Origin of the sequence: Arthrobacter alkaliphilus, from assembly GCF_021483235.1 — a bacterium.
GTDB lineage: Bacteria > Actinomycetota > Actinomycetes > Actinomycetales > Micrococcaceae > Arthrobacter > Arthrobacter alkaliphilus.
This window is the reverse complement of sequence record NZ_JAKEEC010000034.1, coordinates 16,194-39,667: the sequence shown is the minus strand read 5'-3', so window position 1 is coordinate 39,667 and position 23,474 is coordinate 16,194. Positions and strand designations below refer to the sequence as shown.

Annotated in this window: 19 protein-coding genes and 1 pseudogene; 13 read left to right on the top strand and 7 right to left on the bottom strand. The window is 63.2% G+C overall.

The genetic code is table 11. The annotated features are described in order from the left end of the window. The first annotated feature begins 34 nt into the window (after window positions 1-34). From L0B83_RS18125 to L0B83_RS18115, 3 genes are all read left to right on the top strand, one after another. The gene (locus L0B83_RS18125; protein WP_234759949.1) at window positions 35-1,786 is read left to right on the top strand and encodes a purine-cytosine permease family protein; all 1,752 of its coding nucleotides are present in this window, start codon (window positions 35-37) and stop codon (window positions 1,784-1,786) included. Window positions 1,787-1,999: 213 nt separating this feature from the next. Further along, window positions 2,000-2,638, top strand: a complete 639-nt coding sequence (locus L0B83_RS18120; RefSeq protein ID WP_234759948.1) for a DUF6318 family protein — start codon at window positions 2,000-2,002, stop codon at window positions 2,636-2,638. Window positions 2,639-2,691: 53 nt separating this feature from the next. Next, window positions 2,692-3,570 carry a hypothetical protein gene (locus tag L0B83_RS18115; protein ID WP_234759947.1) on the top strand — a complete coding sequence of 293 codons (879 nt, stop codon included), beginning with the start codon at window positions 2,692-2,694 and terminating at the stop codon, window positions 3,568-3,570. A gap of 33 nt (window positions 3,571-3,603) precedes the next feature. Here the strand turns inward: L0B83_RS18115 and L0B83_RS18110 are convergent, their stop codons facing one another. The 6 genes from L0B83_RS18110 to L0B83_RS18085 form a co-directional block, all read right to left on the bottom strand. Then, window positions 3,604-4,209: a hypothetical protein gene (locus tag L0B83_RS18110; RefSeq protein WP_234759946.1), complete on the bottom strand. Its 606-nt coding sequence runs from the start codon at window positions 4,207-4,209 to the stop codon at window positions 3,604-3,606. A gap of 166 nt (window positions 4,210-4,375) precedes the next feature. Then, window positions 4,376-4,978, bottom strand: a complete 603-nt coding sequence (locus L0B83_RS18105; protein WP_234759945.1) for a hypothetical protein — start codon at window positions 4,976-4,978, stop codon at window positions 4,376-4,378. A 682-nt stretch (window positions 4,979-5,660) separates the two neighbouring features. Beyond that, a complete protein-coding gene (locus L0B83_RS18100) occupies window positions 5,661-6,161 on the bottom strand; it encodes a hypothetical protein (protein WP_234759944.1) in 501 nt (166 codons plus the stop codon). 280 nt (window positions 6,162-6,441) lie between these two features. Beyond that, complete coding sequence (locus L0B83_RS18095) at window positions 6,442-7,035, bottom strand: hypothetical protein (RefSeq protein ID WP_234759943.1); 594 nt, start codon at window positions 7,033-7,035, stop codon at window positions 6,442-6,444. Window positions 7,036-7,076: 41 nt separating this feature from the next. Continuing rightward, window positions 7,077-9,185, bottom strand: coding sequence for an alpha/beta hydrolase (locus L0B83_RS19930; protein WP_234759942.1), 2,109 nt, complete (start codon window positions 9,183-9,185; stop codon window positions 7,077-7,079). A 13-nt stretch (window positions 9,186-9,198) separates the two neighbouring features. Continuing rightward, window positions 9,199-9,480, bottom strand: a complete 282-nt coding sequence (locus L0B83_RS18085; protein WP_234759941.1) for a hypothetical protein — start codon at window positions 9,478-9,480, stop codon at window positions 9,199-9,201. A gap of 271 nt (window positions 9,481-9,751) precedes the next feature. Between L0B83_RS18085 and L0B83_RS18080 the strand changes: the two genes are divergently transcribed. The 9 genes from L0B83_RS18080 to L0B83_RS18040 all read left to right on the top strand — a co-directional run bounded on the left by L0B83_RS18080 (window position 9,752) and on the right by L0B83_RS18040 (window position 19,340). Then, complete coding sequence (locus tag L0B83_RS18080; RefSeq protein ID WP_234759940.1) at window positions 9,752-10,822, top strand: alkene reductase; 1,071 nt, start codon at window positions 9,752-9,754, stop codon at window positions 10,820-10,822. A gap of 279 nt (window positions 10,823-11,101) precedes the next feature. Beyond that, window positions 11,102-11,800, top strand: coding sequence for a GntR family transcriptional regulator (locus L0B83_RS18075; protein ID WP_234759939.1), 699 nt, complete (start codon window positions 11,102-11,104; stop codon window positions 11,798-11,800). A 250-nt stretch (window positions 11,801-12,050) separates the two neighbouring features. Beyond that, on the top strand, window positions 12,051-13,085 hold the full coding sequence (locus L0B83_RS18070) for a sugar phosphate isomerase/epimerase family protein (protein WP_234759938.1): 1,035 nt from the start codon (window positions 12,051-12,053) through the stop codon (window positions 13,083-13,085). A gap of 5 nt (window positions 13,086-13,090) precedes the next feature. After that, a complete protein-coding gene (gene dhaL, locus L0B83_RS18065) occupies window positions 13,091-14,830 on the top strand; it encodes a dihydroxyacetone kinase subunit DhaL (protein WP_234759937.1) in 1,740 nt (579 codons plus the stop codon). Further along, window positions 14,827-15,309: a ribose-5-phosphate isomerase gene (locus L0B83_RS18060; RefSeq protein ID WP_234759936.1), complete on the top strand. Its 483-nt coding sequence runs from the start codon at window positions 14,827-14,829 to the stop codon at window positions 15,307-15,309. Before dhaL ends, L0B83_RS18060 begins: the two co-directional genes overlap by 4 nt. Window position 15,310: 1 nt before the next feature. Beyond that, on the top strand, window positions 15,311-16,300 hold the full coding sequence (locus tag L0B83_RS18055; protein WP_234759935.1) for a 3-hydroxyacyl-CoA dehydrogenase family protein: 990 nt from the start codon (window positions 15,311-15,313) through the stop codon (window positions 16,298-16,300). Between the two features lie 25 nt (window positions 16,301-16,325). Further along, window positions 16,326-17,093: an SDR family NAD(P)-dependent oxidoreductase gene (locus tag L0B83_RS18050; protein WP_234759934.1), complete on the top strand. Its 768-nt coding sequence runs from the start codon at window positions 16,326-16,328 to the stop codon at window positions 17,091-17,093. A 59-nt stretch (window positions 17,094-17,152) separates the two neighbouring features. Next, a complete protein-coding gene (locus tag L0B83_RS18045) occupies window positions 17,153-18,502 on the top strand; it encodes an MFS transporter (RefSeq protein ID WP_234759933.1) in 1,350 nt (449 codons plus the stop codon). A gap of 25 nt (window positions 18,503-18,527) precedes the next feature. Continuing rightward, window positions 18,528-19,340: a triose-phosphate isomerase family protein gene (locus L0B83_RS18040; RefSeq protein WP_308194024.1), complete on the top strand. Its 813-nt coding sequence runs from the start codon at window positions 18,528-18,530 to the stop codon at window positions 19,338-19,340. Here L0B83_RS18040 and L0B83_RS18035 read toward each other — a convergent pair. Beyond that, window positions 19,268-22,924 (bottom strand): annotated as a pseudogene (locus L0B83_RS18035) (TM0106 family RecB-like putative nuclease); the annotation flags it as partial. The gene L0B83_RS18040 and the pseudogene L0B83_RS18035 overlap by 73 nt on opposite strands. A gap of 91 nt (window positions 22,925-23,015) precedes the next feature. Here L0B83_RS18035 and L0B83_RS18030 point away from each other — a divergent pair. After that, a complete protein-coding gene (locus tag L0B83_RS18030) occupies window positions 23,016-23,471 on the top strand; it encodes a nucleoside deaminase (RefSeq protein ID WP_234759931.1) in 456 nt (151 codons plus the stop codon). Window positions 23,472-23,474 lie beyond the last annotated feature (3 nt).

Below are 23,474 nucleotides of genomic sequence, written 5' to 3'. Positions count from 1 at the left end.
GGGAAACATGCAAAGACGAGGAAAGTTGCGGGGGATGACAGACGAATCGAAGACAACGCAGGTGCTTGAAACCCCGACGGCGGGCGGCTCCCCGGTGGGGGTCGCCGTCGTCGAACCTCCTGAGACGATAGGTGCCGGGAGTCGGCCGGCGGGCAACGCCGATGCGATGAGCGCGGCGAAGGAGAGCCTGGAGGACTACACGCTCAGGTTCGCGCCCCGGTCTTACCGCAAATGGGGTGCGGGCGTGGTGGCGACCAGTGCGCTTGGCGGAATCGCCTATTTGGCTGATTTCTCCATTGGTGCGAACATCGGTATTTCCTACGGCACGGTGAACGCCATCATCGGAATTGTTGTGGCGGCTGTGGTTATTTTCGCCACCGGATTTCCTTTGGCCTACTATGCGGCCCGTTACAACATTGACCTCGACCTCATCACCCGGGGCTCCGGATTCGGCTATTACGGCTCGGTGGTCACCAACGTCATTTTCGCGACGTTCACGTTCATCTTCTTCGCGCTCGAGGGTTCCATCATGGCGCAAGGGTTGGAACTCGGGTTGGGCATCCCGAAGTGGCTCGGTTATGCGGCGTCCACGCTTATTGTGGTTCCTTTGGTGATTTACGGCATGAAGGCTTTGTCCAAGTTGCAGGTATGGACCACCCCGTTGTGGCTCCTGCTCATGGTGGTTCCCGTGGGGTATTTGGTCATTTCGCACCCGGATAGCATCGGGGAATTCTTCGCATTCACGGGCAAATCCGGTGCTGAAGGCACCAATCTGGCCTCTGTGATGCTGGCAGCGGGTGTGTGCCTGTCATTGATGGCGCAGATCGCGGAACAGATTGATTACTTGCGATTCATGCCGCCCAAGACGGCCGAGAACCGCGGGGCGTGGTGGCGGGCCGTGATCCTCGCCGGTCCGGGCTGGGTGATTTTCGGCGCGATCAAGCAGATTGTGGGCATGTTCATCGCCGTTTATCTGATCGCGAGGCTGGATCCAGCAGCCTCCGCGCATGCGAACGAGCCGGTGCACCAATTCCTTGGCGTGTACCAGGAAATGATGCCGGCCTGGCTGGCGATGACCCTGGCCGTGGTGCTCGTGGTCATTTCGCAAATCAAGATCAACGTCACCAACGCCTACTCCGGTTCGCTCGCATGGACCAACAGCTTCACGCGCATCACCAAGAGCTACCCTGGCCGGATGGTGTTTGTGGTGGTGAACCTGGTGATTGCTCTGGTGCTGATGGAAGCGAATATGTTCGAGTTCCTGAACACCATTCTCGGTTTCTACGCGAATTGCGCCATGGCGTGGGTGGTGACTGTTGCGTCGGATATAGCGATCAATAAGTATTTGCTCAAGATCTCACCCAAGGTTCCCGAATTCCGCCGCGGAATGCTTTACGCGGTCAACCCGGTGGGTTTCATTTCGATGCTGGTTTCGGCCGTTGTCTCGATTGCGGTGTTCTTCGGTGCTTTCGGCTCGGCCGTGCAGCCCTACTCGCCGATTTTCGCCGTCGGGCTGGCGCTTGTGCTGCCGCCCGCGCTGGCGGTGTTGACCCGCGGGAAGTACTACCTGCGCCGATCCGACGACGGAATCGAGCTGCCCATGTTCGACGCCGACGGCAACCCGAGCGACGCCAGGCTGCTCTGCCATGTGACGGGACTTGAGTTCGAGCGTCCGGACATGGTCCGCTCGGCCCAGGACGGGCCCGACGGCGTGCGGCAGTTCATCTCTTCGCTCGCTTTGTCGACGGACAAGTCGGGCGAGTTGGTCCTGCCGGCCCAGACGTAGCGGCAGTTCACAGGTCCCACGGGCCTCGACGACGGATGGGCGGCCTGGCCGCGGTCCCGCCGTCGAGGCCCGTGGTTTTTTGTGCGGGACCGCGCCGGAAGGCGATGGGTGTAATAAAGCAGAGCCTGTGGATAACTTTCCCGCCAGGAACGGTAATTACGTTACGATTTCCGGAAACGTTTAGTCTTGAAAACTATTTGGGGATAGCAAACCATGACTCCACGCACCTCGGTTTCTGCTCGCTCTTTCGTCATTGGCAGCCTCGCAGCAGCGTTGACGCTGACCGCCTGCGAGAACACCACGCAGCCGCAGTCCGACAAATCAGCGCCAGCCACCGTGACTGCAAGCGCCACGCCTACGCCCACGGCCACCCCGACGGCTGTCTACAAACCGGCCGATGCCAAGGGGAAAGCCGAGAACGTTCCCCTTCCCGTGTTGCCGGAGGCAGCGAAGGCGAACAGCAAAGAAGGCGTGGAGGCGTTCGCGAGGTACTGGTTCCAAGTAATGAGTTACGCCTATGAAACAGGTGACGTCGGGCCGCTCGGTAAGATCACGGGGCCCAATTGTGAGATGTGCGAGGGCGTCGTTAAGGTCGTGCCGAAGGCATATAGTGGCGACCGCTGGGTCAGCGGCGGCGTCATTTCGACGCCATCGGTGTCATCCACTTTCAAACCCCAACCAGACCAAAGCATTCCGGTAGTTGTTCAAGTGATCCAGAGCAAGATTCACTATTGGAGCTCAGGCGGGACTGAGTATCGACAACCTACCGAGGCGACCAATACTGGCAATGTCGCTTTCCTTCGATTTGTCGAAGGAGCCTGGCGGCTTGACGGCCTAAACCCGCTGCAATGAAACAGAGAACCAGGAGCCGAAGCACATCAGGATCGTTGTTTTTCGTCTTTTTCGTGCTCATCAGCGGGCAGGAGGCGGGGGCATCTACTGAAAATGGGGAGATCGGATGGACTGACACCGGAACAAAGCCGATGGTCTACCTCCGCGACCCTGGATCGGGACAATTTGTTCCGTCCGTACCCGGCTTCGTCAGCGACGACCCCAACCAATACAAGGCAGAGCTCCAATGCCATGTTGACGATAATGTCGTGGACAAGAAGTGCCTTCCCGGACAGATACAGTGCCCGCCCCGCGAGGCCGGCGGGAAGGCTGGAACGCCTGTTGTCTGGAAAGTCGCGCCGAAGGCGATTTCAAATCCCACGTGGGTCGACTGGAAATCGGGCAACAACGGCCCGTCTTGCCTGTATGACCAGAAGCCTGAGGATCTCCTGCAGCGCATCGCCGAGAGAATTGTGACCGACTTTCGCAACCTTCCCATCAGACCTGCAGGACTGACGACGCAACCTAGCCCGCACACGCTCAAAGGTGCTGAAACCAACATCTTCGCGGACGCCGTCGAGCAGCAATTCGATGTCACGATCCTCGGTCAGCGAGTCCACATAGTCGCGACACCCGTGGAGTACACCTATTCGTACGGGGACGGAAGCGGTCTCGGGCCAACCCCGTTTGCAGGAGGACCGCTTCCGGAGGCGGAATGGGGCCAAAAGACGAGAACAAGCCACGTGTATCAACAGACCGGCGACTTTCAGGTCTCAGTGACCACCACCTTCCGCGGCACCTACTCCGTGAACGGTGGTCCGAACATGCCGATTCCGGGCACCGGACAGTTCGCGTCACCGTCGCAAAGGGTCAGCGTCTGGAGGTCGATCACGCGCAACTATGCCGACAACTGCATCGTGAATCCGCGCGGCGAGGGCTGCCCGGGCGCCTAGGACAACGACGAAGCGCACGCGGGGAGCGGCGCCTCAAGCGCCGGTGCTCGGAGGGCTGGTCTTTTGCGTCGGGATGCCGTCGAGGGAGGGGTCCAGGGTGCAATCGCTTTCGACACTGATACGCGACCATTTGCTGTCATCGACCGTTCCGGAATTGTTCTTTGTCGTGCTGTAGACGACCACAATGCCGGTGGGGGATGTCGCTGCAATTTGCATGCCGGGGTTGGGGGCGTCGGTGTGGTCAATGATCGTTTCGATGGTCCAGTTCTTGGACTCCCAGTAGCCCTTGACTTTCTCGACCGCTGCTTTCGGGTCCGGGCTCGCCCCGCCCCGCAGGGTAATCGAGAACTGATTGCCCGACTCGGACCCGACTGTACATGTGGTTAGCATGACTCCGTCCTCGCTTGCCCGGTTCCAGGTAGGGAAGGCGAGCCCGGTTTGCTGGATCGTGTCATCGATGGTGTCGTAGAAGTCCTTTTCCACTGCCGTTGCAGCTCTGGTGCCGTCGTAGGGGAGGGCAGAGTCTGCGGTCACGGGGTTAGTTACGCCTGGCATGAAGACGCAACCTGTGACGCCGAACAGCAGCAGGGCGGTGGCGATGGCCAGCGCGCTAACGAGGACGGGGGCGGGCCGGGTCATCAGGACCCCGCTCCCGCAGGACTGTTTTTTGGTGTCGGGACGCCGTTGAGGGACGGGTCCAGGGTGCAGTCGCTTTCGACACTGATCCGCGACCATTTGTTGTCATCGNACAGCAACAGCGCGGCGGAGATGGCCAAGGCGCTCACGAGGACAGGGGAGTGCCGCATCAGGAACCGGTGCCTGGTGGGCTGGTTTTTGGTGTCGGGACGCCGTTGAGGGAGGGGTCCAGGGTGCAGTCGCTTTCGACGGTCAGGCTTGACCAGCCCGTGGTCCTTTCGGGGTTCGTGTTGTTCTTTATCGCGTTGTAGACGACGAGGATGCCAGTGGGGGATGTCGCTGCTATTTGCATGCTGGGGTTGGGGGCGTCGGTGTGGTCAATGATCGTTTCGATGGTCCAGTTCTTGGATTTCCAGTAGTCCTTGATCTTCGCGACCGCTGCTTTCGGGTCAGGGCTCGCCCCGCCCCGTAAATCGATCGAGAATTGTTTACCCGACTTGGACCCGACTGCGCATGTGGTTAGCATGACTCCGTCCTCGCTTGCCCGGTTCCAGTCGGGAAAGGTGAGTCCGGTTTGTTTGATGGTGTCATCGATGGTGTCGTAGAAATCTTTGCGCACGGTGTCGGCGGTTCTGGTGCCGTTGTAGGGGCGGGCTGGATCTGCGGTCACGGGGTTGGTTACGCCTGGCATGAAGACGCAGCCGGTGACCCCGAACAGCAACAGCGCGGTGGCGGTGGCCAGGGCGCTGACGAGGACTGGCGAGTGCCGCATCAGGACCCCGTGCCTGGTGGGCTGGTTTTTGGTGTCGGGACGCCGTTGAGGGAGGGGTCCAGGGTGCAGTCGCTTTCGACACTGATCCGTGACCATTTGTTGTCATCTACCGTTCCGGAATTGTTCTTTATCGTGTTGAAGACGACGAGGATGCCGGTGGGGGATGTCCCTGCTATTTGCATGCCGGGGTTGGGGGCGTTGGTCTCGTCGAAGACGTTCCCGATTTTCCAGCCCTTCGACTTCCAGTAGTCCTTGATCTTCTCGACCGCTGCTTTCGGGTCCGGACTCGCCCCGCCCCATAAANNNTTCCAGCCCTTCGACTTCCAGTAGTCCTTGATCTTCTCGACCGCTGCTTTCGGGTCCGGACTCGCCCCGCCCCATAAAGTGATCGAGAAGTGATGGCCCAACTCGGACCCGACCGCACAGGTGACTCGCCCGATGCGTTTAGGGTCTGCCCGGTTCCAGTCGGGAAAGGTGAGTCCGGTCTGTTTGACGGTGTCATCGATGGTGTCGTAGAAATCTTTGCGCACGGTGTCGGCGGTTCTGGTGCCGTTGTAGGGGCGGGCTGGATCTGCGGTCACGGGGTTGGTTACGCCTGGCATGAAGACGCAGCCGGTGACCCCGAACAGCAACAGCGCGGTGGCGGTGGCCAGGGCGCTGACGAGGACTGGCGAGTGCCGCATCAGGACCCCGTGCCTGGTGGGCTGGTTTTTGGTGTCGGGACGCCGTTGAGGGAGGGGTCCAGGGTGCAGTCGCTTTCGACACTGATCCGTGACCATTTGTTGTCATCTACCGTTCCGGAATTGTTCTTTATCGTGTTGAAGACGACGAGGATGCCGGTGGGGGACGTCGCTGCTATTTGCATGCCGGGGTTGGGAGCGTTGGTCTCGTCGAAGATCGTTTCGATGGTCCAGCCCTTTGACTTCCAGTAGTCCTTGATCTTCTCGACCGCTGCTTTGGGGTCCGGGCTCGCCCCGCCCCACAGCGTGATCGAGAAGTGATGGCCCAACTCGGACCCGACCGCACAGGTAACTCGCCTGATGCTTTTAGGGTCTGCCCGGTTCCAGTCGGGAAAGGTGAGTCCGGTCTGTTTGACGGTGTCATCGATGGTGTCGTAGAAATCTTTGCGCACGGTGTCGGCGGTTCTGGTGCCGTTGTAGGGGCGTGCAGGATCTGCCGTCACGGGATTGGTTCCTNGACTGCGCATGTGGTTAGCATGACTCCGTCCTCGCTTGCCCGGTTCCAGTCGGGAAAGGTGAGTCCGGTTTGTTTGATGGTGTCATCGATGGTGTCGTAGAAATCTTTGCGCACGGTGTCGGCGGTTCTGGTGCCGTTGTAGGGGCGGGCTGGATCTGCGGTCACGGGGTTGGTTACGCCTGGCATGAAGACGCAGCCGGTGACCCCGAACAGCAACAGCGCGGTGGCGGTGGCCAGGGCGCTGACGAGGACTGGCGAGTGCCGCATCAGGACCCCGTGCCTGGTGGGCTGGTTTTTGGTGTCGGGACGCCGTTGAGGGAGGGGTCCAGGGTGCAGTCGCTTTCGACACTGATCCGTGACCATTTGTTGTCATCTACCGTTCCGGAATTGTTCTTTATCGTGTTGAAGACGACGAGGATGCCGGTGGGGGACGTCGCTGCTATTTGCATGCCGGGGTTGGGAGCGTTGGTCTCGTCGAAGATCGTTTCGATGGTCCAGCCCTTTGACTTCCAGTAGTCCTTGATCTTCTCGACCGCTGCTTTGGGGTCCGGGCTCGCCCCGCCCCACAGCGTGATCGAGAAGTGATGGCCCAACTCGGACCCGACCGCACAGGTAACTCGCCTGATGCTTTTAGGGTCTGCCCGGTTCCACTCGGGAAAGGTGAGTCCGGTCTGTTTGACGGTGTCATCGATGGTGTCGTAGAAATCTTTGCGCACGGTGTCTGCGGTTCTGGTGCCGTTGTAGGGGCGTGCAGGGTCCGATGTCACGGGGTTGGTTCCTCCTGGCATGATTGCGCAGCCTGTGACGCCAAGCAGCAACAGGGCGGCGCCGATGACAATTGCGGTAACGAAAACGGGCACAGGTTTAGGTGCTGGGAATGGTGCATGGATTCTAATGGGATTCAATCTGTTAGCTCCGGGTAGGTTTGCTCGGTTCCGATGGGTTCGGTGGTCAGTGGACGTGAGTCGTGGATTAGGTCTGCGTGCCCAGTGGTGGTCTTGCCGATGTTGAGCAGGGATTCGGTTTTCGGATCGAGGTAGCCGTGACCGCTGGAGGCATTGAATGGTCCCCATGAACCAGCGCCGGTGGCTTGATGTCCGTCGGTGTTTTCCAGGATTTCTCCGCTCTCGGGATCGATCCCGCCCTCGGACGAGAACACGTGCGCTCCAGGCCAAAGACCGGACAGTGTGGGAGCAACACGGATTTGTTGTGGTTGATGGCCAGAGATTGTATCGATGAAACGGGGACCCGCTCCAAGGTCAGTGAGCCAGTCCCAGCCCGCGGCACCTACCCCGCCCACGGCGGAGCCGGTGATCCCGGCCGGCGCCAGCAAGTCCCTGCTTGCCTGGGTTGCGTACACCGCTGGGGTGCCGTCCGCTCCCGGTGCAACGTGGAGCGCGGAAGCACCTGGAACGACGCTCGGGTCAATGCCGGCGGAGCCGAAGAACGTCACGGTGTCCACGTTCTGCATCGTTTTCGTCAAGGCGTAAGCCGCAGTCGTGGTGCCGTAGGAGTGGGCAAGGACGTTGACTTTGGGGACGCCTTCGCCGTTGCCGAGGTCCCGGGTTACATGAAACCCATCTAGAGTCGCCGCCAACTTGTCCGAGCCAGCCCAGGCCTTGTCGCCGGCGAAGACTTCCATGTTGTAGTCCTGAACCATTCCCGGGGTCTCATACCCGACCCAGGACACCACCGCATTGGCTGTACCCGCAGGACCAAACTGCCGGAACAGACCGCGCTGTTCGTCATAGACTGCCTGGGCGCCTTCGGTCCAGGTATCGATGCCGCCCGGGGCCACGGTGGTGCCCATACCGGGAATGTTCCAGGTCACGTTCCCCGCAGTGTCCAGATCACCAATCGCGACTGCGGCGAGGGGTTTTCCGCGGTTCAGATCGAAGGACACCAGGAACCGATCCGTAAGCGGCGAACCATCGTCGTGGCTCAGGGAGTTGTTGATGCCTTCTACGGCATTGCGCGTGGCTTCGTCGGCTGGCGGATTGGTGGTCAGGATCTGGATGAGTTGGCGGTTGGCGGTGTTCCGGACGCTGTACGGAATGCCGTTGAGGTTACCGATGATCCCGGGAACGGTAGCGGTCAATAGCGCCCGGGTATCAGGGGCGAGCCCACCCCACCAGCTTTTGACGTGCGCAGTGTCATTTGCCCTGGCCAAGGGGTTGCGGGCACGGTCCGGGTTGGTCATCCCGTAGATCACCAAGTCAGCAGGGGTCAGCTGAGCAAGCAGCGCCAAGTACTCCTGCCCGGCCGCGGCGTCGCCTTGTGTGGCTTTGTCGTAGAGGGTGTTCAGGGTCGTGTATCGCGCTTCGTTCGCCAATGCCAGCAGCGCAGCGAAGGAGCCGCTGCCGTCCGAACTGTCCTTGATGCCCAGGAATGACTGTTTGGTGACCGGCCCGGCAGGTATATGCAGCGAACCCGCGACATGCCGGCCTTCGGCGTCGTAGCGGCTGCGCAGCTCCTCGGCTTGGCGGCGCAGAGCGTCCAACCGTTCGCTGGCTTCCTGCACCATCGCCTCGCCGCGGGAATCAGAGAAGATCTCCATAATGGCCGGGGCCATGATTTCGGCCGCGCTCTGGGCGATGCCCTCAAGCAGAGAGCGTTGCTGGGCCGCATGGATTCGTTCCTCCTTGCCCGCTTCGATCAGTCTGCGCCCTGCTTCCTCGTCGTCGTGCGCCTGCATCGCTTGGAAATGAAGGCGGTCTGCTTCAACCTGGAATCCGGCCAAACTGGCCGCCCAGCGGTGAAAGGCGCGGGCGTTGTCCTCACATGCCACCCGGTACACCCCGATCATTTCGGCATCCCTCTCAAGAAGCATCCGAACGGCCGACACCGCAGCACCCTCGCCAGCCATCACAGTTTGCGTGAGGCTGTTCTGTGCATCTGCCAGCCGGGCCGCATTTCCCGCCCAGGCAGTGGAAGCCCGCTGGACGTCTTCAACGTTACCCGGGGCCGGATCGGTCCCGCCCAGCAAGGACCAGTCAGCAGCCCTGCACACTCCCCAAGCCAACTCAGGCCTTCCCGATCTTCGCTTGTTCTGAAAGGAGGTTATCAACCCGGGTGAACTCCGCCCCGGCTCTTCTGACCTGCTGGCCATCCTCTTCCAGATTTGTATGCAGGGCGGCGCCGATGACTGCCCAAGCGAGGTTGACCGCCCCGCACGCCTGCAAAAGAGCAGGGTGCCCGAAGTCTCCTGAAGGCTTGGACCCGGCGGAATTTGCGCTCTCCGCAGCCTTCACCAAGGCAGCGCTCGTTCCCTCGAACGCGTGCACCTCAACCAGCAAATCAGACACCGGCGCCACCCTCCCAAAGACCCGGACCTCCACAGGAGACGGAAAACGGCCGTGCAACCGCGAAGGCGGACAGTCGTTTATCCATCAAATGTATTAAAGCGAGTTTATAGTAACAAATCGCCAGCCGATTGCCATGTCAAGCGGCGCAGCCCGTACCCGAAGCACAGGCGAGGCGTCGCCGCCGTCGTGTGATGCCTATCTCAGCAGGAATAGTTGCAGGCGCGTGGCAGTTGCCGACAGTGGACCTGTTCCCGTTTGAAAGGCACCGCCCATGTTGTTTTCCCCTTTGACCCTCGGCGAGATTGAAATTCCCAACCGCTTGGTCATGGCGCCGCTGACCCGGCTCCGTTCCGGCGTCGAAGGCGTGCCCGGCCCGCTGGTTGTGGAGCACTATCGTCAGCGTGCTTCCCTCGGGCTGATCGTCAGCGAGGGCACCTACCCCACGCCCGCAGGACAGTCCTACCCGGGACAGCCGGGCCTCGTCACCGAGGAACAGATCGCGGGCTGGAAGAAGGTGACGGACGCCGTCCATGCAGAGGGTGGACGGATCTTTGCCCAGATCATGCACGGCGGCCGCGTTTCCCACCCGGACATCACCGGCGGTCACGAAATCGTGGCACCCAGTGCCGTGGGCATCGACGGCGAAGTCCGCACGCCGAACGGCAAGAAGCCGTACCCGGTTCCCCGCGAACTGAGCACCGATGAGCTTCCCGCCGTGATCCAGGAAATCGTCCTGGCGTCCCGGAACGCTATCGAGGCAGGATTCGACGGCGTCGAACTCCACTCGGCGAATGGCTACCTGCTGCACGAATTCCTGGCCCCCAACACCAACGTCCGCACTGACAGCTACGGCGGTTCACCGGAAAACCGTGCCCGCTTCGTGATCGAGACCGTCAACGCGGTGGTTGAAGCTTTGGGCGCCAACCGCGTGGGCATCCGGATTTCCCCCGAGCATTCAGTCCAGGGAATCGCCGAGACCGACCCCGCCGACGTCCGCGCCACCTACGAGGTCCTGGTGGACACCATCGCCCCGCTCAACCTCGCCTACCTCAGCATCTTGCACCATGATCCGAAGGGTGAGCTCGTCCAGGACCTGCGCGAGCGCTTCAAGGGCACGTTCCTCGTGAACACCGGCTTCGGTGTCGTGACCACGCGGGATGAAGCCCTGGCACTCGTGGCCGACGGCCACGCCGACGCCGTGGTGGTTGGCCGCCCGGCCATCGCCAACCCGGACCTTGCGCGCCGGTGGCGTGAAGGCCTCCCGCTCAACGAACCGGATCCGTCCACGTTCTACGGCGAAGGCGCCAAGGGTTACACCGACTACCCGTTCTACGCCAACTAGAACCCCCAAACCCCGACGGCGGCACCTGCGAAAGGTGCCGCCGTTTCGGTTTAACCCCTGCGAGGCCACCGTCCTGCCGGATTTCCGTCCCATGGCGATCGATTCTGCTGGATGATTCGAGCTGGCACGTTCCGCAGACCCCGGAAACGCGAGGAATCCTTCGATTGCGAGAGGAATGATCCAGCAGAATCCGACACGCCCACCCAGCGCGGAGGCCGGGCACCTGCCACAAAGGGACCAAAAACCGTCACGAGGAGACCATTCCTATAGGATTCGTCTATGAAACTCGCCTCCTCACGGGACCGCGCAGCCGGTCGACCCGTCAGCCGCCAGGTTCTCGCCGATCACGTCTACGAGGAACTTCTCGCCTCGCTCATGGATGGCCGGCTGGAACCGGGTGCCGCGGTGAGCATCGACGGGACGGCGCGGGAGCTGGACGTATCCCCGACACCCGTGCGCGAGGCCCTGGCGCGGCTGGAGCACACAGGCATGGTCCGCCGGGTTGCCCTCAAGGGTTACAGGGTGGCGCCGGTTTTCACGCAGGAAGATTTCGCGGAACTCATGGAGGCCCGGCTCGCGATCGAGCCAGTGAATGCCCGCTTGGCATGCAGCCGGCTCACCCCGGATGGGTTGGCGGAATTGCAGGAGGCCGTGAAGGACCTGGAGACGGCTCCTCGAGGCCCGTCCTTCGTGGAATTCCGGGAGTATCTCGACGCCGACGAGCGCTTCCATAAGCTGATCGCCGAGCAGTCCGGCAACCAATTCATGCTCGCCGCCTATGCCGCGTTGGGTGGCCAGGTCCAGCGATTCCGGCTGTTCGGGGGAGTGGGCATCACTGACGCTGAGCAGGCCATTGCGGAACACCGGTCCGTGTTGGAAGCGCTGGCGAGCGGTGATCCGGAACGGGCTGCCGCGGCGATGGCCGACCATGTACAGAAGGTCCGCGCCCGCGCCATCGCCGACGCCCCCGCCGACTAGGCATCATCGGGCACTGCCCGTCCGGATTACCGCCCGCCCAAATCACTAGGGTCGTTCCCAAACGCCGTGTTCAAAACAAATGCGGTGACTCACTTCACAAATATATGTATGACATATAGGATCTTCGATGGCGCCAGCTTGGTGTCGCGAAAAGGCGGGGCCGGGCCGCGGAACTCGAAGTAAAGATTTTGACAGTCTTGGCAGAATAGTAAATCCTATAGGAAACAGGATTGCACGAAGGAGTGAAACTATGGCTTACACCGCCGAAACCTGGCCCATCACCGCGGCCCTGCTGCAGTTCCCCGGCACCGACGCCACGGGACAGCACATCGACGACGCCGATGCTTCCGTTTGGGCCGAGGTCCTGCAGGAAGTCAAGGACGCAGGATTCGCCAACGCTGACCTCACCGATAGCTGGGTCCGCCCGGGGGATCTCAGCAAGGAACGCCTCGCAGAGTTCAAGCAGACCGCCGAACAAGTTGGCATCGGCGTCCCGGTGATCTCGGCGATCCGCCGCAGCGTGATCCACCAGCAGGACTGGGCCGACAACCTGGCGTACAGCCACCGGACCATCGATGCAGCGGCCGAATTGGGCTGCGAGGTTGTCTCCTTCGGACTCCACCAAGCCCTCACCGCAGAGCAGCAGAAGCAGTTGTGGTTCTGGACGGTCGAAGGCTACAAGGACCCGGTCGGGGACAAGGAAGCCTGGGGCAACGCCGTGGCCCGCTTGCGGGAACTCGGTCGGCACGCGGCAGAGGTGGGTGTCCTTGTCTCCCTTGAAATGTACGAGGACACCTACCTCGGCACCGCCGACTCCTCGGTCCGGCTGGTCCAGGACATCGGGCTGGACAACGTCGGCCTCAACCCTGACCTGGGCAACCTGATCCGCCTCCACCGTCCGATCGAAGACTGGCGCGAGATGGTGGCCAAGACCTTGCCGTACTCAAACTACTGGCACATGAAGAACTACTTCCGCGACGAGGATGTGGCCCGCGACAGCTACGTCACCATGCCTGCGCCGATGGAGAGCGGCCTCATCAACTATCGCGAAGCGTTCAAGCTGGCACTCTCCGTAGGCTTCCAGGGCATCCTGTGCACCGAGCACTACGGCGGCGACGGGCTGAGCGTCACGGCGAGCAACCAGGAATACCTGCGCCGCCAAGTCCTGCCCAAGACCGAGAACTACACCCTTGGCCAGAGCCAGGTCGCCCAAGGGCGGCAGAAGCCGGCTAGCTGCCAAGGCCAGCAGCACGCAACGTCGACCGCGGAATTCGCAGGGGTCTAACAAGAATGACAAGGATCTTCGACAACCCCGCAGAGTTCGCGGACGACGCCCTGGACGGATTCGTCGCCGCCAACCGCCGCTACGTTGCCCGGGTGGACGGCGGAGTGGTCCGCTCCACCGAAGTCCCCGCCGGACAGGTGGCCGTGGTGATCGGCGGCGGCTCGGGACACTACCCGGCCTTCGCCGGCCTGGTCGGACCGGGCCTGGCAACCGCCTCGGCGTGCGGCAACATGTTCGCCTCCCCGGCCGCAGGCCAGGTCTACCGCGTGGCCAAGGCAGCCAACGCGGGCGGCGGTGTCCTGCTCAGCTACGGCAACTACGCAGGCGACGTGCTACATTTCGGCCAAGCCCAGCTGCGCCTGAATGCCGAAGGCATCGAAACCCGCACCGTCCTCGTCACTGACGATATTGCCAGCGCCCCGCTCGACCAGATCGAGAAGCGGCGCGGGATCGCGGGCGACCTCACAGTCTTCAAGATTGCCGGCGCCGCGGCAGAAGCCGGACTGGACCTCGACGCCGTCGAGCGCTTGGCCATCAAGGCCAACTACCGCACCCGCTCGCTCGGTGTGGCCTTCGACGGTTGCACCCTGCCGGGCGCGGCGGACCCCCTGTTCCACGTTCCGGCGGGCCGCATGTCCCTGGGCCTCGGCATCCATGGCGAACCAGGTATCTCCGAGCACGCCATGCCCACGGCCTCCGAACTCGCCGAACTCTTGGTCGGCAAGCTCCTCAACGACAAACCGGAGGACGCCGGGGACCGCGTGGTGGCCATCGTCAACGGCCTCGGCACCGTGAAATACGACGAGCTCTTCCTGCTCTTCGGCAAGATCGAAAAGCTCCTCGGCAAAGCGGGCCTCACGGTGGTCGAGCCGGAGTGCGGCGAACTTGTGACGAGCCTGGACATGTCCGGTCTTTCGCTCACGCTGCTGTGGCTGGACGAGGAACTCGAACAGTACTGGTCAGCACCCGCGGACACTCCGGCGTTCCGCAAGGGCAACCTCGCGCCGCGCCGTCCCCGCACGCAAGGGACCGACACAACCATGGACGAGGCCGACGTCGAGCAGCCCACCGATGCTGCTGCCGAGCTCGGACGGCAGGCCGTGGCCGTGCTCGCCCAGGTGCGGGACGCCATCGTCGAGCACGAAGAGGAACTCGGCAAGCTGGATGCCATCGCCGGCGACGGCGATCACGGCATCGGCATGCGCCGGGGTGTGGAGGCGGCGTTCCGTGCAGCCGAGGCAGCAAACGGTGCCTCGGTCGGCCGGATCCTGACGGCGGCGGGGGAGGCCTGGAGCGAACGCGCGGGCGGTACCTCGGGCGCTCTGTGGGGCTCGGCGATCATCGCAGCCGGACAGGCGCTCGGCAACAAGGCCGGCTACTCGGGTGAGGACGCGGCGGCCGCCGTTACTGGCTTCGCGGACGCGATCACGGCGCTCGGCAAGGCCGAACCCGGCGACAAGACCATGGTGGACGCGCTCCTGCCTTTCCGGGATGCGTTCCTTACAGAGTTCGACGCCGGGGCCCCGGTTGACCGGGCCCTCGCGGCGGCTGCTGCGGCGGCGGAGGCCGCGGCAGCAGATACTGCCCGTTTGCGTCCGCTCAAGGGCCGGGCCCGGCCGCTCGCGGAAAAGAGCCTGGGCCACCCTGATCCCGGTGCGGTCTCCTTCGGGATGATCGCGGCGAGGATCTCACAACACATCGACGCCCAGCTGGCGTCCCCGGCAGGAAATGGAGTTCAAGCATGACCACATCAGCGGGCTGGCGGATCATCGTCGGCAATGACGAAGCGGGCGTCGAATATAAGCAGGCACTCAAGGCCCTGCTGGAAGCCGACCCCAGGGTAGCGTCCGTCAGCGACGTGGGCGTCGGTGCCAACGACTCCACGGCCTACCCGCACGTTGCGGTGGACGCGGCGCGCAAAGTTGCCGCGGGCGAGGCGGACCGCGCCCTGCTGATCTGCGGCACCGGCCTCGGCGTGGCCATCGCGGCCAACAAAGTCCCCGGAATCCGGGCCGTCACCGCCCACGACAGCTACTCCGTTGAGCGCTCAGTCCTCAGCAACAACGCCCAAATCCTGACCATGGGACAGCGAGTGATCGGCTTGGAGCTGGCCAAGAAGCTGGTGGGCGAATGGCTGGGCTACCACTTCGACGAAACATCATCTTCCGCCGCCAAGGTGGACGCCATTTGCTCGTACGAGCCCGATTACACAAAGGCAGTGTGACATGACTGAATCAACAAGCAGCGCCGCAGGCCAGAACAGCGCGGCCCGGAAGATCGCCGTCGTCGGCTCCGGCTACATGGGCGGCGGGATCGCGCAAGTCCTCGCCCTTGGCGGAGCGCGCGTGGCGTTGGCGGACGTGTCCGCGGAAATCGCGCAGAAGAACTACGAACGCCTCCTGGTCGAGTCGGACGAATTCGTGGCCGCCGGCCTCTTCCCGGAAGGTTCCACTGCAATCCTGAAGGCCAACCTGTGGGCCGCGAAGGACATCGAGGAGGCCGTGGCGGACGCCGACTTCATCGAAGAAGCCGTCCCCGAGGTCCTCGACATCAAGCACAAGACCCTGGCCCGGATCAGTGCGGCGGCGCGTCCCGACGCGCTCATCGGATCCAACACCTCCACGATTTCCATCGCCGATCTCGCCGAGGCCGTGACCGGTCCCGAGCGTTTCCTGGGGGTCCACTTCTCCAACCCGTCGCCGTTCATCCCCGGCGTCGAGATCATCCCGCACGCAGGAACCACCGCCGAAACCGTGGCAGCGTCCCGCGAACTGGTCCACGCGGCCGGCAAGCAGACCGCCGTCGTCAAGGACGTCACCGGGTTCGTCCTCAACCGCCTGCAGTACGCGCTTTTCCATGAAGCCGCGCAGCTGGTGGAGCAAGGGATCGCAACAGCCGACGACGTCGACACCCTGGTCCGTACGACGTTCGGCTTCCGCTTGCCGTTCTTCGGTCCATTCGCGATCGCCGACATGGCCGGACTGGACGTCTACGACTTCTGCTACAAATCCCTGCAGACCGAATTCCCGGAACGCTTCGCCACGCCAAAGATCCTTTCCGACCTGGTGCAGGCGGGCAAGCTCGGAACCAAGACCGGAGCAGGGTTCCTCAACGTCCCGGCCGAACGAACGCCGGAACTGATTGCCTACCGGAACAAAGCCTATGTGGCCATGCAGAAGCTCATTGAAGAGCTCGGCCCGGCACCCATCAACTAGTCCCGACATTCACAGGAGAACACCCATGAGCACCTTCCCCGCAGAACGCACAGCGATCGTCACCGGCGCGGTCTCCGAGCGCGGCATCGGCCGGGCCACCGTCAACTACCTGGCCGCCCAAGGCTGGAACATCGGCATCATCGACCTCGACGACGCCCTCTGCAAGAGCACCGCCAAGGAAATCGCCGCCGAATATGGCGTCCAAGCGCACGGTGTCGGCGCCAACGTGGCCGATGAAGCATCGGTTCGCTCCGCGATTGACGAACTGGAGGCCGAGTTGCCGCAGATCGTCGCCCTGGCCAACGTGGCCGGTGTCAGCTCGCCCATCGGATACCTCGAACTCGAGCCGGCCGAATGGAACCGCGTCCTGAACATCAACCTCAACGGCGTCCACTACGCAACCCGCCGCGTGGCCGAGTCCATGGTCAAGAACCGGATCGGACGCATCGTGAACATCTCTTCCGTATCCGCCCAGCGCGGCGGCGGCACGTTCTCCAAGACGCCGTACTCGGTGGCCAAGGCCGGCGTGATCGGATTGACCCGCGCCACGGCCCGCGAGCTCGGCGAGTTCGACATCACGGTCAACGCCATCTCTCCCGGTCCCATCGACACCGACATCATGGGAGGCACCCTCAGCCAGGAACGCAAGGACGAACTCACCAAAGACCTCGTGGTGAACAGGGTGGGCTCCACCCGGGACATCGCCGCGGCCATCGCCTTCCTCATCAGCGAGGACACCGGTTTCATCTCCGGCCAGACGCTGAATGTCGATGGCGGCCTGTACATGCACTAAAGCAATCTCCACCACCCAACCCTGTTTACCCAATGGTCATTACTCAAAGAGGAGTTTCGATGTCCCTAGCCGCTTCATCCACGAAGGAGATGCTGGATTCGCCGGTCCTGAAATCGGCGATCCGCAAGGCTGCCACCCGGCTCATGCCGATGTTGGTCATCCTTTATGTTGTCTCCTTCCTCGACCGCACCAACGTCGGCTTCGCCGAGGCTGCACTCGGCGCCGACAAAGGCGTCTCGGCCGGAGCGTTCGCGCTCGGCGCCGGTATCTTCTTCATCGGCTACGCCATTTTTGAAATCCCCAGCAACTTGCTGCTCAAGAAGGTCGGCGCCAAGGTCTGGCTCGCCCGCATCGCGATCACCTGGGGCATCGTCTCCGCGTGCTTCGCCTTCGTGCAGGGTGAGACGTCCTTCGTGATCCTGAGGTTCCTCCTCGGCGTGACCGAGGCAGGTTTGTTCCCGGGCGTCATCATGTACTTGGCGGAGTGGTTCCCGAACAAGGTGCGTGTGCAGATGTTCGCGATCTTCTACCTCGCGCAGCCGTTCTCCCAGATGGTCGGCAACCCGCTCTCGGGCTGGCTCATCAACATCGGCGACCAGATCCCCGGCGTCCGCGGCTGGCAGGTCATGTTCGCTACTGAGGGCCTCCTGGCTGTGGCCGCTGGTATCGCGGCGTTCTTCTTCCTCATCAACGGACCGGAGAAAGCCAAGTTCCTCAGCGTCGACGAGAAGTTCGCGCTCAAGGAAGTCATGACGCAAGAAGACACCGTCAAGGACGAAACGGGCCCGCGGGGCGTGTTCGCGGCGATGCGCAACGGCCGTGTCTGGTACTTCACCATCATCTACTTCTGCCTCCAGATCGCTGTCTACGGTGTGACCTTCTTCCTGCCCCAGCAGGTTTCCTCGCTGACCGGCCAGAAGGTAGGCCTCGCAGTCGGACTGCTGATCGCGGTTCCGTGGTTCTTCGGAATCTTCTCCTGCTACCTGATCGGCCGTGCCGCCAACACCGTTGCCAAGCGCCGCACCTTCGGCACGATCCTGTTCGTCTCCACCGGCCTGTGCATCTTGGGCTCGGCGTGGGCCGGGACCAACCACCAGCCGGTTCTTGGCCTGATCTTCATCACGCTCGCCGTGTGCAGCTTCCTCGCTGTCGGCCCGGTGGTTTGGGCTTACCCGACGGCGTTCCTCGCCGGATCCGCGGCCGCTGCGGGCATCGGACTGATCAACTCGCTGGGCAACCTCGGTGGGTTCGTCGCCCCGATCCTGCGGACCGCGGTCAACAGCGCCACGGCCGATCCCACCGGATCCGCAGGCGTCTACGCACTGGGAATCCTGCCCTTCCTGGCGGCGGCGATGATGTTCGGCACCAAGCTCTTCAAGAACAAGGCCGACGAACTCCTGGGCAAATAGCGTGTACATCGGAGTCAGCACCAAGATGTACATGGGCTACCGGCAGAGCTTGTCGTGGCTGGAACGACTCCGAAGTGAAGTGGACGCCCGTCCGGCCCTTGCGGCCGGGCGGGTTGTCCCGTTCGTCATCCCCTCGTTCCCGCTGTTGCCGGAGGCCGCCCGGATACTGGAAGGCTCTCCGCTGATCCTCGGCGCACAGAATTGTGGCTGGGCCGACGGTCCATGGACGGGGGAAGTGTCCCCGTCGTTGCTGGGGGAGCTCGGCGTGCGGCTCGTTGAGATAGGGCACGCGGAACGGCGCAGGCACTTTGCCGAGGACGACGCCGTGGTGGCGTTGAAAGTCCAAGCAGCCCTCGACGTCGGGCTGACGCCGCTCCTATGCGTCGGCGAAGTTACCCGCGGCGATCCTGAAGTGGCGGCATCGTTCGTGCTTGCCCAGATCGCCGCTGCCGTCCGGGACAACTGGGCGACGGAGGCACGGCTGGTCATTGCGTACGAGCCCGTCTGGGCCATCGGCGCAGCGGAGCCCGCCAACGCAGAGTACGTGTCCGACGTCGTCGATCAGTTGCGCTTGCTGCTCGGCGAGCACGGCCTGGCCGCGTTGCCGATCATTTACGGCGGCTCAGCCAAGCCGGGGCTCCTGCCTGAGCTTCGGGGAGTGTCCGGGCTTTTCCTGGGCCGCTTCGCTCACGACCCCGCGAATTTCGGGGCTGTACTGGATGAAGCGCTGGGGCTGGACGAGGCGCTCGGGTCGGATGAAGCGCTGGAGTTGGCCCGTTGGCACAATCCCACGAAGGCGCCCAGCTGTTCCAGCCCCTCGGGCTTGATGGGCAGGTAGTAGCTCAGCTCCGGTGAGCGTACGACGACGGCGCGCCACTGACCGCGCGACACCGCAACATTGATCCGGTTGCGCGAGAGCAGGAACTCCATGCCGCGCGGCACCTCGGCGGCAGTGGACGCCGCCATGGACACGATCACCACGGGAGCTTCCTGGCCTTGGAATTTGTCCACGGTCCCCACCCGCACACCTCGGTGTCCAGCCGCCCTCAGTTCGCGTTGGATGAGCTGGACCTGGGCGTTGTACGCCGCCACCACGAGGATGTCTTCTTCGAGCAGCGGGCGTTCTTCGGACGATTCCCGCGGATCCAGCCACGCAAGGCCGAGGTGGGCCCTCACCTGCCGGACAACTTCACGGGCTTCTTCCGGCGATTGCGTGGAGTTGCCGGCGTGCGGAACGTAGACGCATTCGATGCCTGCCGGCACCCCGGACAAACGCCGCGCCAAAGCGGCCGGTGCCGAATGCAGCCGGCCGTCGTAGGACAGCTCCGACACGGCAGCGCACAAGTCGGGGTGCATGCGCCAGGACGTGGCCAGGAAATAGCCAAGCTTCCCGGGCAGGGTGTGGTGTCCGTCGGCCAACCAGCCGAGGGCGGATTCGTCCACCGGCTCGGGATGCTTGCCCTGCGTGACTTGCGGCAATTGCTGGGGGTCGCCAAGGAGCAGCAGCCTCTTCGTTGCCCGGCTCACGGCCAGGGTGTTGGCCAGCGAAAACTGTCCCGCCTCGTCGATCACCAGCAAGTCCAAGGAACCTGCAGGTACTGAGCTGCCCGTCATGACCCACGCGGTTCCGCCAATGAGGCAGCCGCCCGGGGATGTTAGGAGCCGCTCAACGTCCTTGTCCTTGCGGCGGCTCCACGGCACGTCGCCATCGTGCTTCATGTCCTTCGCGACGAGTTCCGGATCGACCCCGGCCTTGATCGCTGTGCAGAGCATGTGCTCGATCATGGCGTTCGATTGGCCCACCACGCCGACCTTCCAGCCTTCCGCCACCAGCCGGGCCACCACCTGCGAGCCGACATAGGTTTTCCCCGTGCCGGGCGGCCCTTGCACTGCCAGGTAGGAATGGTCGAGGTCCTTGACTGCCGCCGTCACGGCATTGGCGTAGCCATCCTGTCCCGGCCCGACGGCGGGCAGTTCCGGGAGTGTGGCCAGCCTAGGCGGGATTCGCCGCAACAGGTCCAGCGCAGGATCCTTTGGCCGGGACGGCAGAGCGGAACGTACTTCGACGGCAAGCTCCGAGAGTGCCGCGCGCTGCCCTTTCGTGTTGACGGGGACATCCGGAGTGAGCGCCATGGGCAACTGGCTGAACGGGGACGCTTTGCTGGGCAGGATTTCCCGGATTAAGACGGCGTCCGTGGCTTCGCCGGCAGCTAGCCCGACGCCAGCATCGTCGATGCCCTGGTATCCGAAATTGTCCTGCCCGCCGGTTTCGAGGATCTGGGTCCCGCCGGCTCCGGACCTGCCTTGGGCGCTGGCGGCCTTCCGGTCGAACGCCTCCGGCACTGGTGGCCCGTACATCCGGAAGTAGGTCTTCCCGGATCCAAACCCTGATCCTTCGGCTGCGCGGCCGAAGAACAACACATCCCGTGAAGGATTGCGTTTTCCTGGAAGCACGCCCCAGTCGCGCACCACCTCGCCGCGTTCGACGATGAAGCAGTCCCGGGTGTCCTCCCACTCGGACACGGGACGGTCCAGCCGGTCGAAGTGGCCCCACCAATACTGCTTGTCTTCCCGGCGGTGGTAGCCAACGGCCGCGGCAACCAAGGCCACGGCCCTGTTGTCATCGGAGCGTCGCGCATCATCGGACAAGCCTTCAAGGTAGTCAAGGAGGGCTGTTTCCTCTGGTGCCGCCTCATATTTGGCGGGCTCGGTTTCCTTGTGCAGGTCTGGTCCCGACGGCGCGACCTGGCCGGGTTCAATGAAGCGTTCGGCCGCCAATCCCAGCAGCCAGTTCCGCAACTTCAAGGTGGAGAGGCAGTCGTATTCGTTGTAGTCGGAGATTCCAGCCAGGATGTCAGCTGCTTCGTCTTCGCGATGGGCATCCCGCGCCGTGCAGTAGTTGGCGTAGGCAACCACGGAGGCCCCGGCGTCGGTCACGTCTCCCGAGCGCAGATGTTCGCCCATGTAGAGCGGCTCGAGCTTCTTGATGCTGTACGAATCTTCGGAAATGCGGATGCTGTGCCGCACTGTGTCGTAGAGGTCCACCAGAACACCGTCGCGGAGGAGGTTGTCCACGGCGGCTTCGCCCACGGTGTGGATGACCGACAGGTTCCTCAGGGCGGTCTTCTCGTAGGCGGCGTAGTGGTAGATCCGCATGTCCGGGTACTTCATGCGGCGTTCTTCCACGTAGTCCAGGAAGTCGATGAACGCCTGGCGTTCTTCGGCCCGGGAGTGTGCCCAGAACGGTTTGAACACGGGAGTTCCGCCGGGTTCGGTGGGATTTTCAATGACCCCGAACAAGTACTCCAATCCCCAGCGGCCGGTCACCGGGTCCTGCCAGAGCGGATCGCCTTCGAAGTCGAAGAAGATGTCTCCGGCATCGGGCCGGGGGAGGCGGGCGAGGGAGTTGGACTCCAGCACGGAATAGCTGATGGTCTTGGCCTCGCCGGACTTGTCGGTGTACTTGACTGTGCCGTCGGGCGTGGCCGTTCCGGTCTGGAGCCGGGCCTGTTCCTGCAAGCGGCGGGTGGTGGAATCCGGAGCGTCGGGCATCGCGGCAAGCGCATCAATGGTGGTGATGCCGTTGTCCATGAGCTTCTTGCGCCGCGTGATCCTCATGCCCGCCACCATCAGCAGGTCCCGGTTGAGGAGCACTTGCTCCTTGCAGTAGTCGCAGCGGCCGCATGCCGTGACCCCGGGTGCGCCCCACTCGACAGGCTCCAGCCGTGAACGGTGCGCGTCCGTCAAGGAGAGGAAGCGGTCCCGGCGTTCCCGGAAGACGGGCAGGACGTCGGCGAGACGGTGGTTGCTGTGTTCGTAATCGAAGCCAGCGTCCGGACTGCCGGCGTCGCGCTGGACCGTGGCGCCGAGGACAAGGGTCAGATCCGGGGCCGGGGTGATTCCCACCTTCAATAGCTGATCGCCATAGGCCGCCAGTTGCAACAGCGCGGTGACCTTGGCGTGGCGGGCCAGCTTGGTGTCGTAAACCGCATAGCTGCCGTCCGGCTGCCTGACCAGGAAATCGGAGCGCCCGTGAAACTGACCGTCGAAGAACGCGGCTTGGAAGACCACGTCCGCACCGGATCGCAGCGCCTCGATCGATTCCTCATGCTTGGCCTGCAGGGTGGTGCGGTCCATGGCTTCGGCGGGGACGACGTCGAACACGCCCCGGCGAGCCAGCGGATCCCAGGTGCCGAACTCGGCCACGAAACGGTCCAGCACCCTGTGCTCGTGGACGTCGCCCAGTACCGCGGTGCGCTCCAGCATGGGGTCGACGCCGAAGTCGGGCTTTGGCGACAGGCCCAGCTTCTCGTCCAACTTTCGGAGCAGCTGGTACTCGCACGTGGCAGCCGTGACGAGGTCGCTGGCGGAGAAGACCAAATCCTGGGCTTGGCCCGCATCTACTGAATCGAGAAAAAACACACCGCCACCTTTTGAGGCTCCAGTCCGGTTGAGCTGATTAAGCCAAGCTATCAGTGGGGTCGGACAAGAATGGCCCGTGCAAAAATGACGCATGGCCAACGAAACACACCCCTCGCAAGATCCCGCCTTCGAAGCCGCATACCAAGCAGCCCAAAAGAGCCTTCGCGAAGGCGGCATTCCCATCGGCGCGGCGCTTGCCCGTGACGGGGTGGTGATCGCGAGCGGGCACAACGAACGTGTCCAGAACGGCGATCCCATCGCCCATGGGGAAATGTCGGCCCTGCGTGCAGCCGGCCGGCAGAAGAGCTACCGGGACACCAGCCTGTACACGACCCTCGCGCCGTGTGCCATGTGCACGGGCACCATCATCCAGTTCAAAATCCCGCGGGTGGTGGTGGGGGAGGCCCGCACCTTCGGCGGCGAATTCGAGTTGTTGCGTTCCCGGGGCGTGGAGGTAGTGGTTCTCGACGACGAGCGGTGCGTGGACATGATGCGCAGCTTCCAGGCAGAGAATCCGGAACTGTGGGCCGAGGACATCGCCGAATAATCG

Excerpts from the sequence above, each read along its gene's own strand:
- L0B83_RS18110 (WP_234759946.1), bottom strand. The coding sequence starts at position 4,209 with ATGACCCGGCCCGCCCCCGTCCTCGTTAGCGCGCTGGCCATCGCCACC.
- dhaL (WP_234759937.1), top strand. The coding sequence starts at position 13,091 with ATGACAAGGATCTTCGACAACCCCGCAGAGTTCGCGGACGACGCCCTG.
- L0B83_RS18060 (WP_234759936.1), top strand. The coding sequence starts at position 14,827 with ATGACCACATCAGCGGGCTGGCGGATCATCGTCGGCAATGACGAAGCG.
- L0B83_RS18125 (WP_234759949.1), top strand. The coding sequence starts at position 35 with ATGACAGACGAATCGAAGACAACGCAGGTGCTTGAAACCCCGACGGCG.
- L0B83_RS18120 (WP_234759948.1), top strand. The coding sequence starts at position 2,000 with ATGACTCCACGCACCTCGGTTTCTGCTCGCTCTTTCGTCATTGGCAGC.
- L0B83_RS18050 (WP_234759934.1), top strand. The coding sequence starts at position 16,326 with ATGAGCACCTTCCCCGCAGAACGCACAGCGATCGTCACCGGCGCGGTC.
- L0B83_RS18040 (WP_308194024.1), top strand. The coding sequence starts at position 18,528 with ATGTACATGGGCTACCGGCAGAGCTTGTCGTGGCTGGAACGACTCCGA.
- L0B83_RS18055 (WP_234759935.1), top strand. The coding sequence starts at position 15,311 with ATGACTGAATCAACAAGCAGCGCCGCAGGCCAGAACAGCGCGGCCCGG.
- L0B83_RS18080 (WP_234759940.1), top strand. The coding sequence starts at position 9,752 with ATGTTGTTTTCCCCTTTGACCCTCGGCGAGATTGAAATTCCCAACCGC.
- L0B83_RS18070 (WP_234759938.1), top strand. The coding sequence starts at position 12,051 with ATGGCTTACACCGCCGAAACCTGGCCCATCACCGCGGCCCTGCTGCAG.
- L0B83_RS18045 (WP_234759933.1), top strand. The coding sequence starts at position 17,153 with ATGTCCCTAGCCGCTTCATCCACGAAGGAGATGCTGGATTCGCCGGTC.
- L0B83_RS18105 (WP_234759945.1), bottom strand. The coding sequence starts at position 4,978 with ATGCGGCACTCGCCAGTCCTCGTCAGCGCCCTGGCCACCGCCACCGCG.
- L0B83_RS18030 (WP_234759931.1), top strand. The coding sequence starts at position 23,016 with ATGGCCAACGAAACACACCCCTCGCAAGATCCCGCCTTCGAAGCCGCA.
- L0B83_RS18075 (WP_234759939.1), top strand. The coding sequence starts at position 11,102 with ATGAAACTCGCCTCCTCACGGGACCGCGCAGCCGGTCGACCCGTCAGC.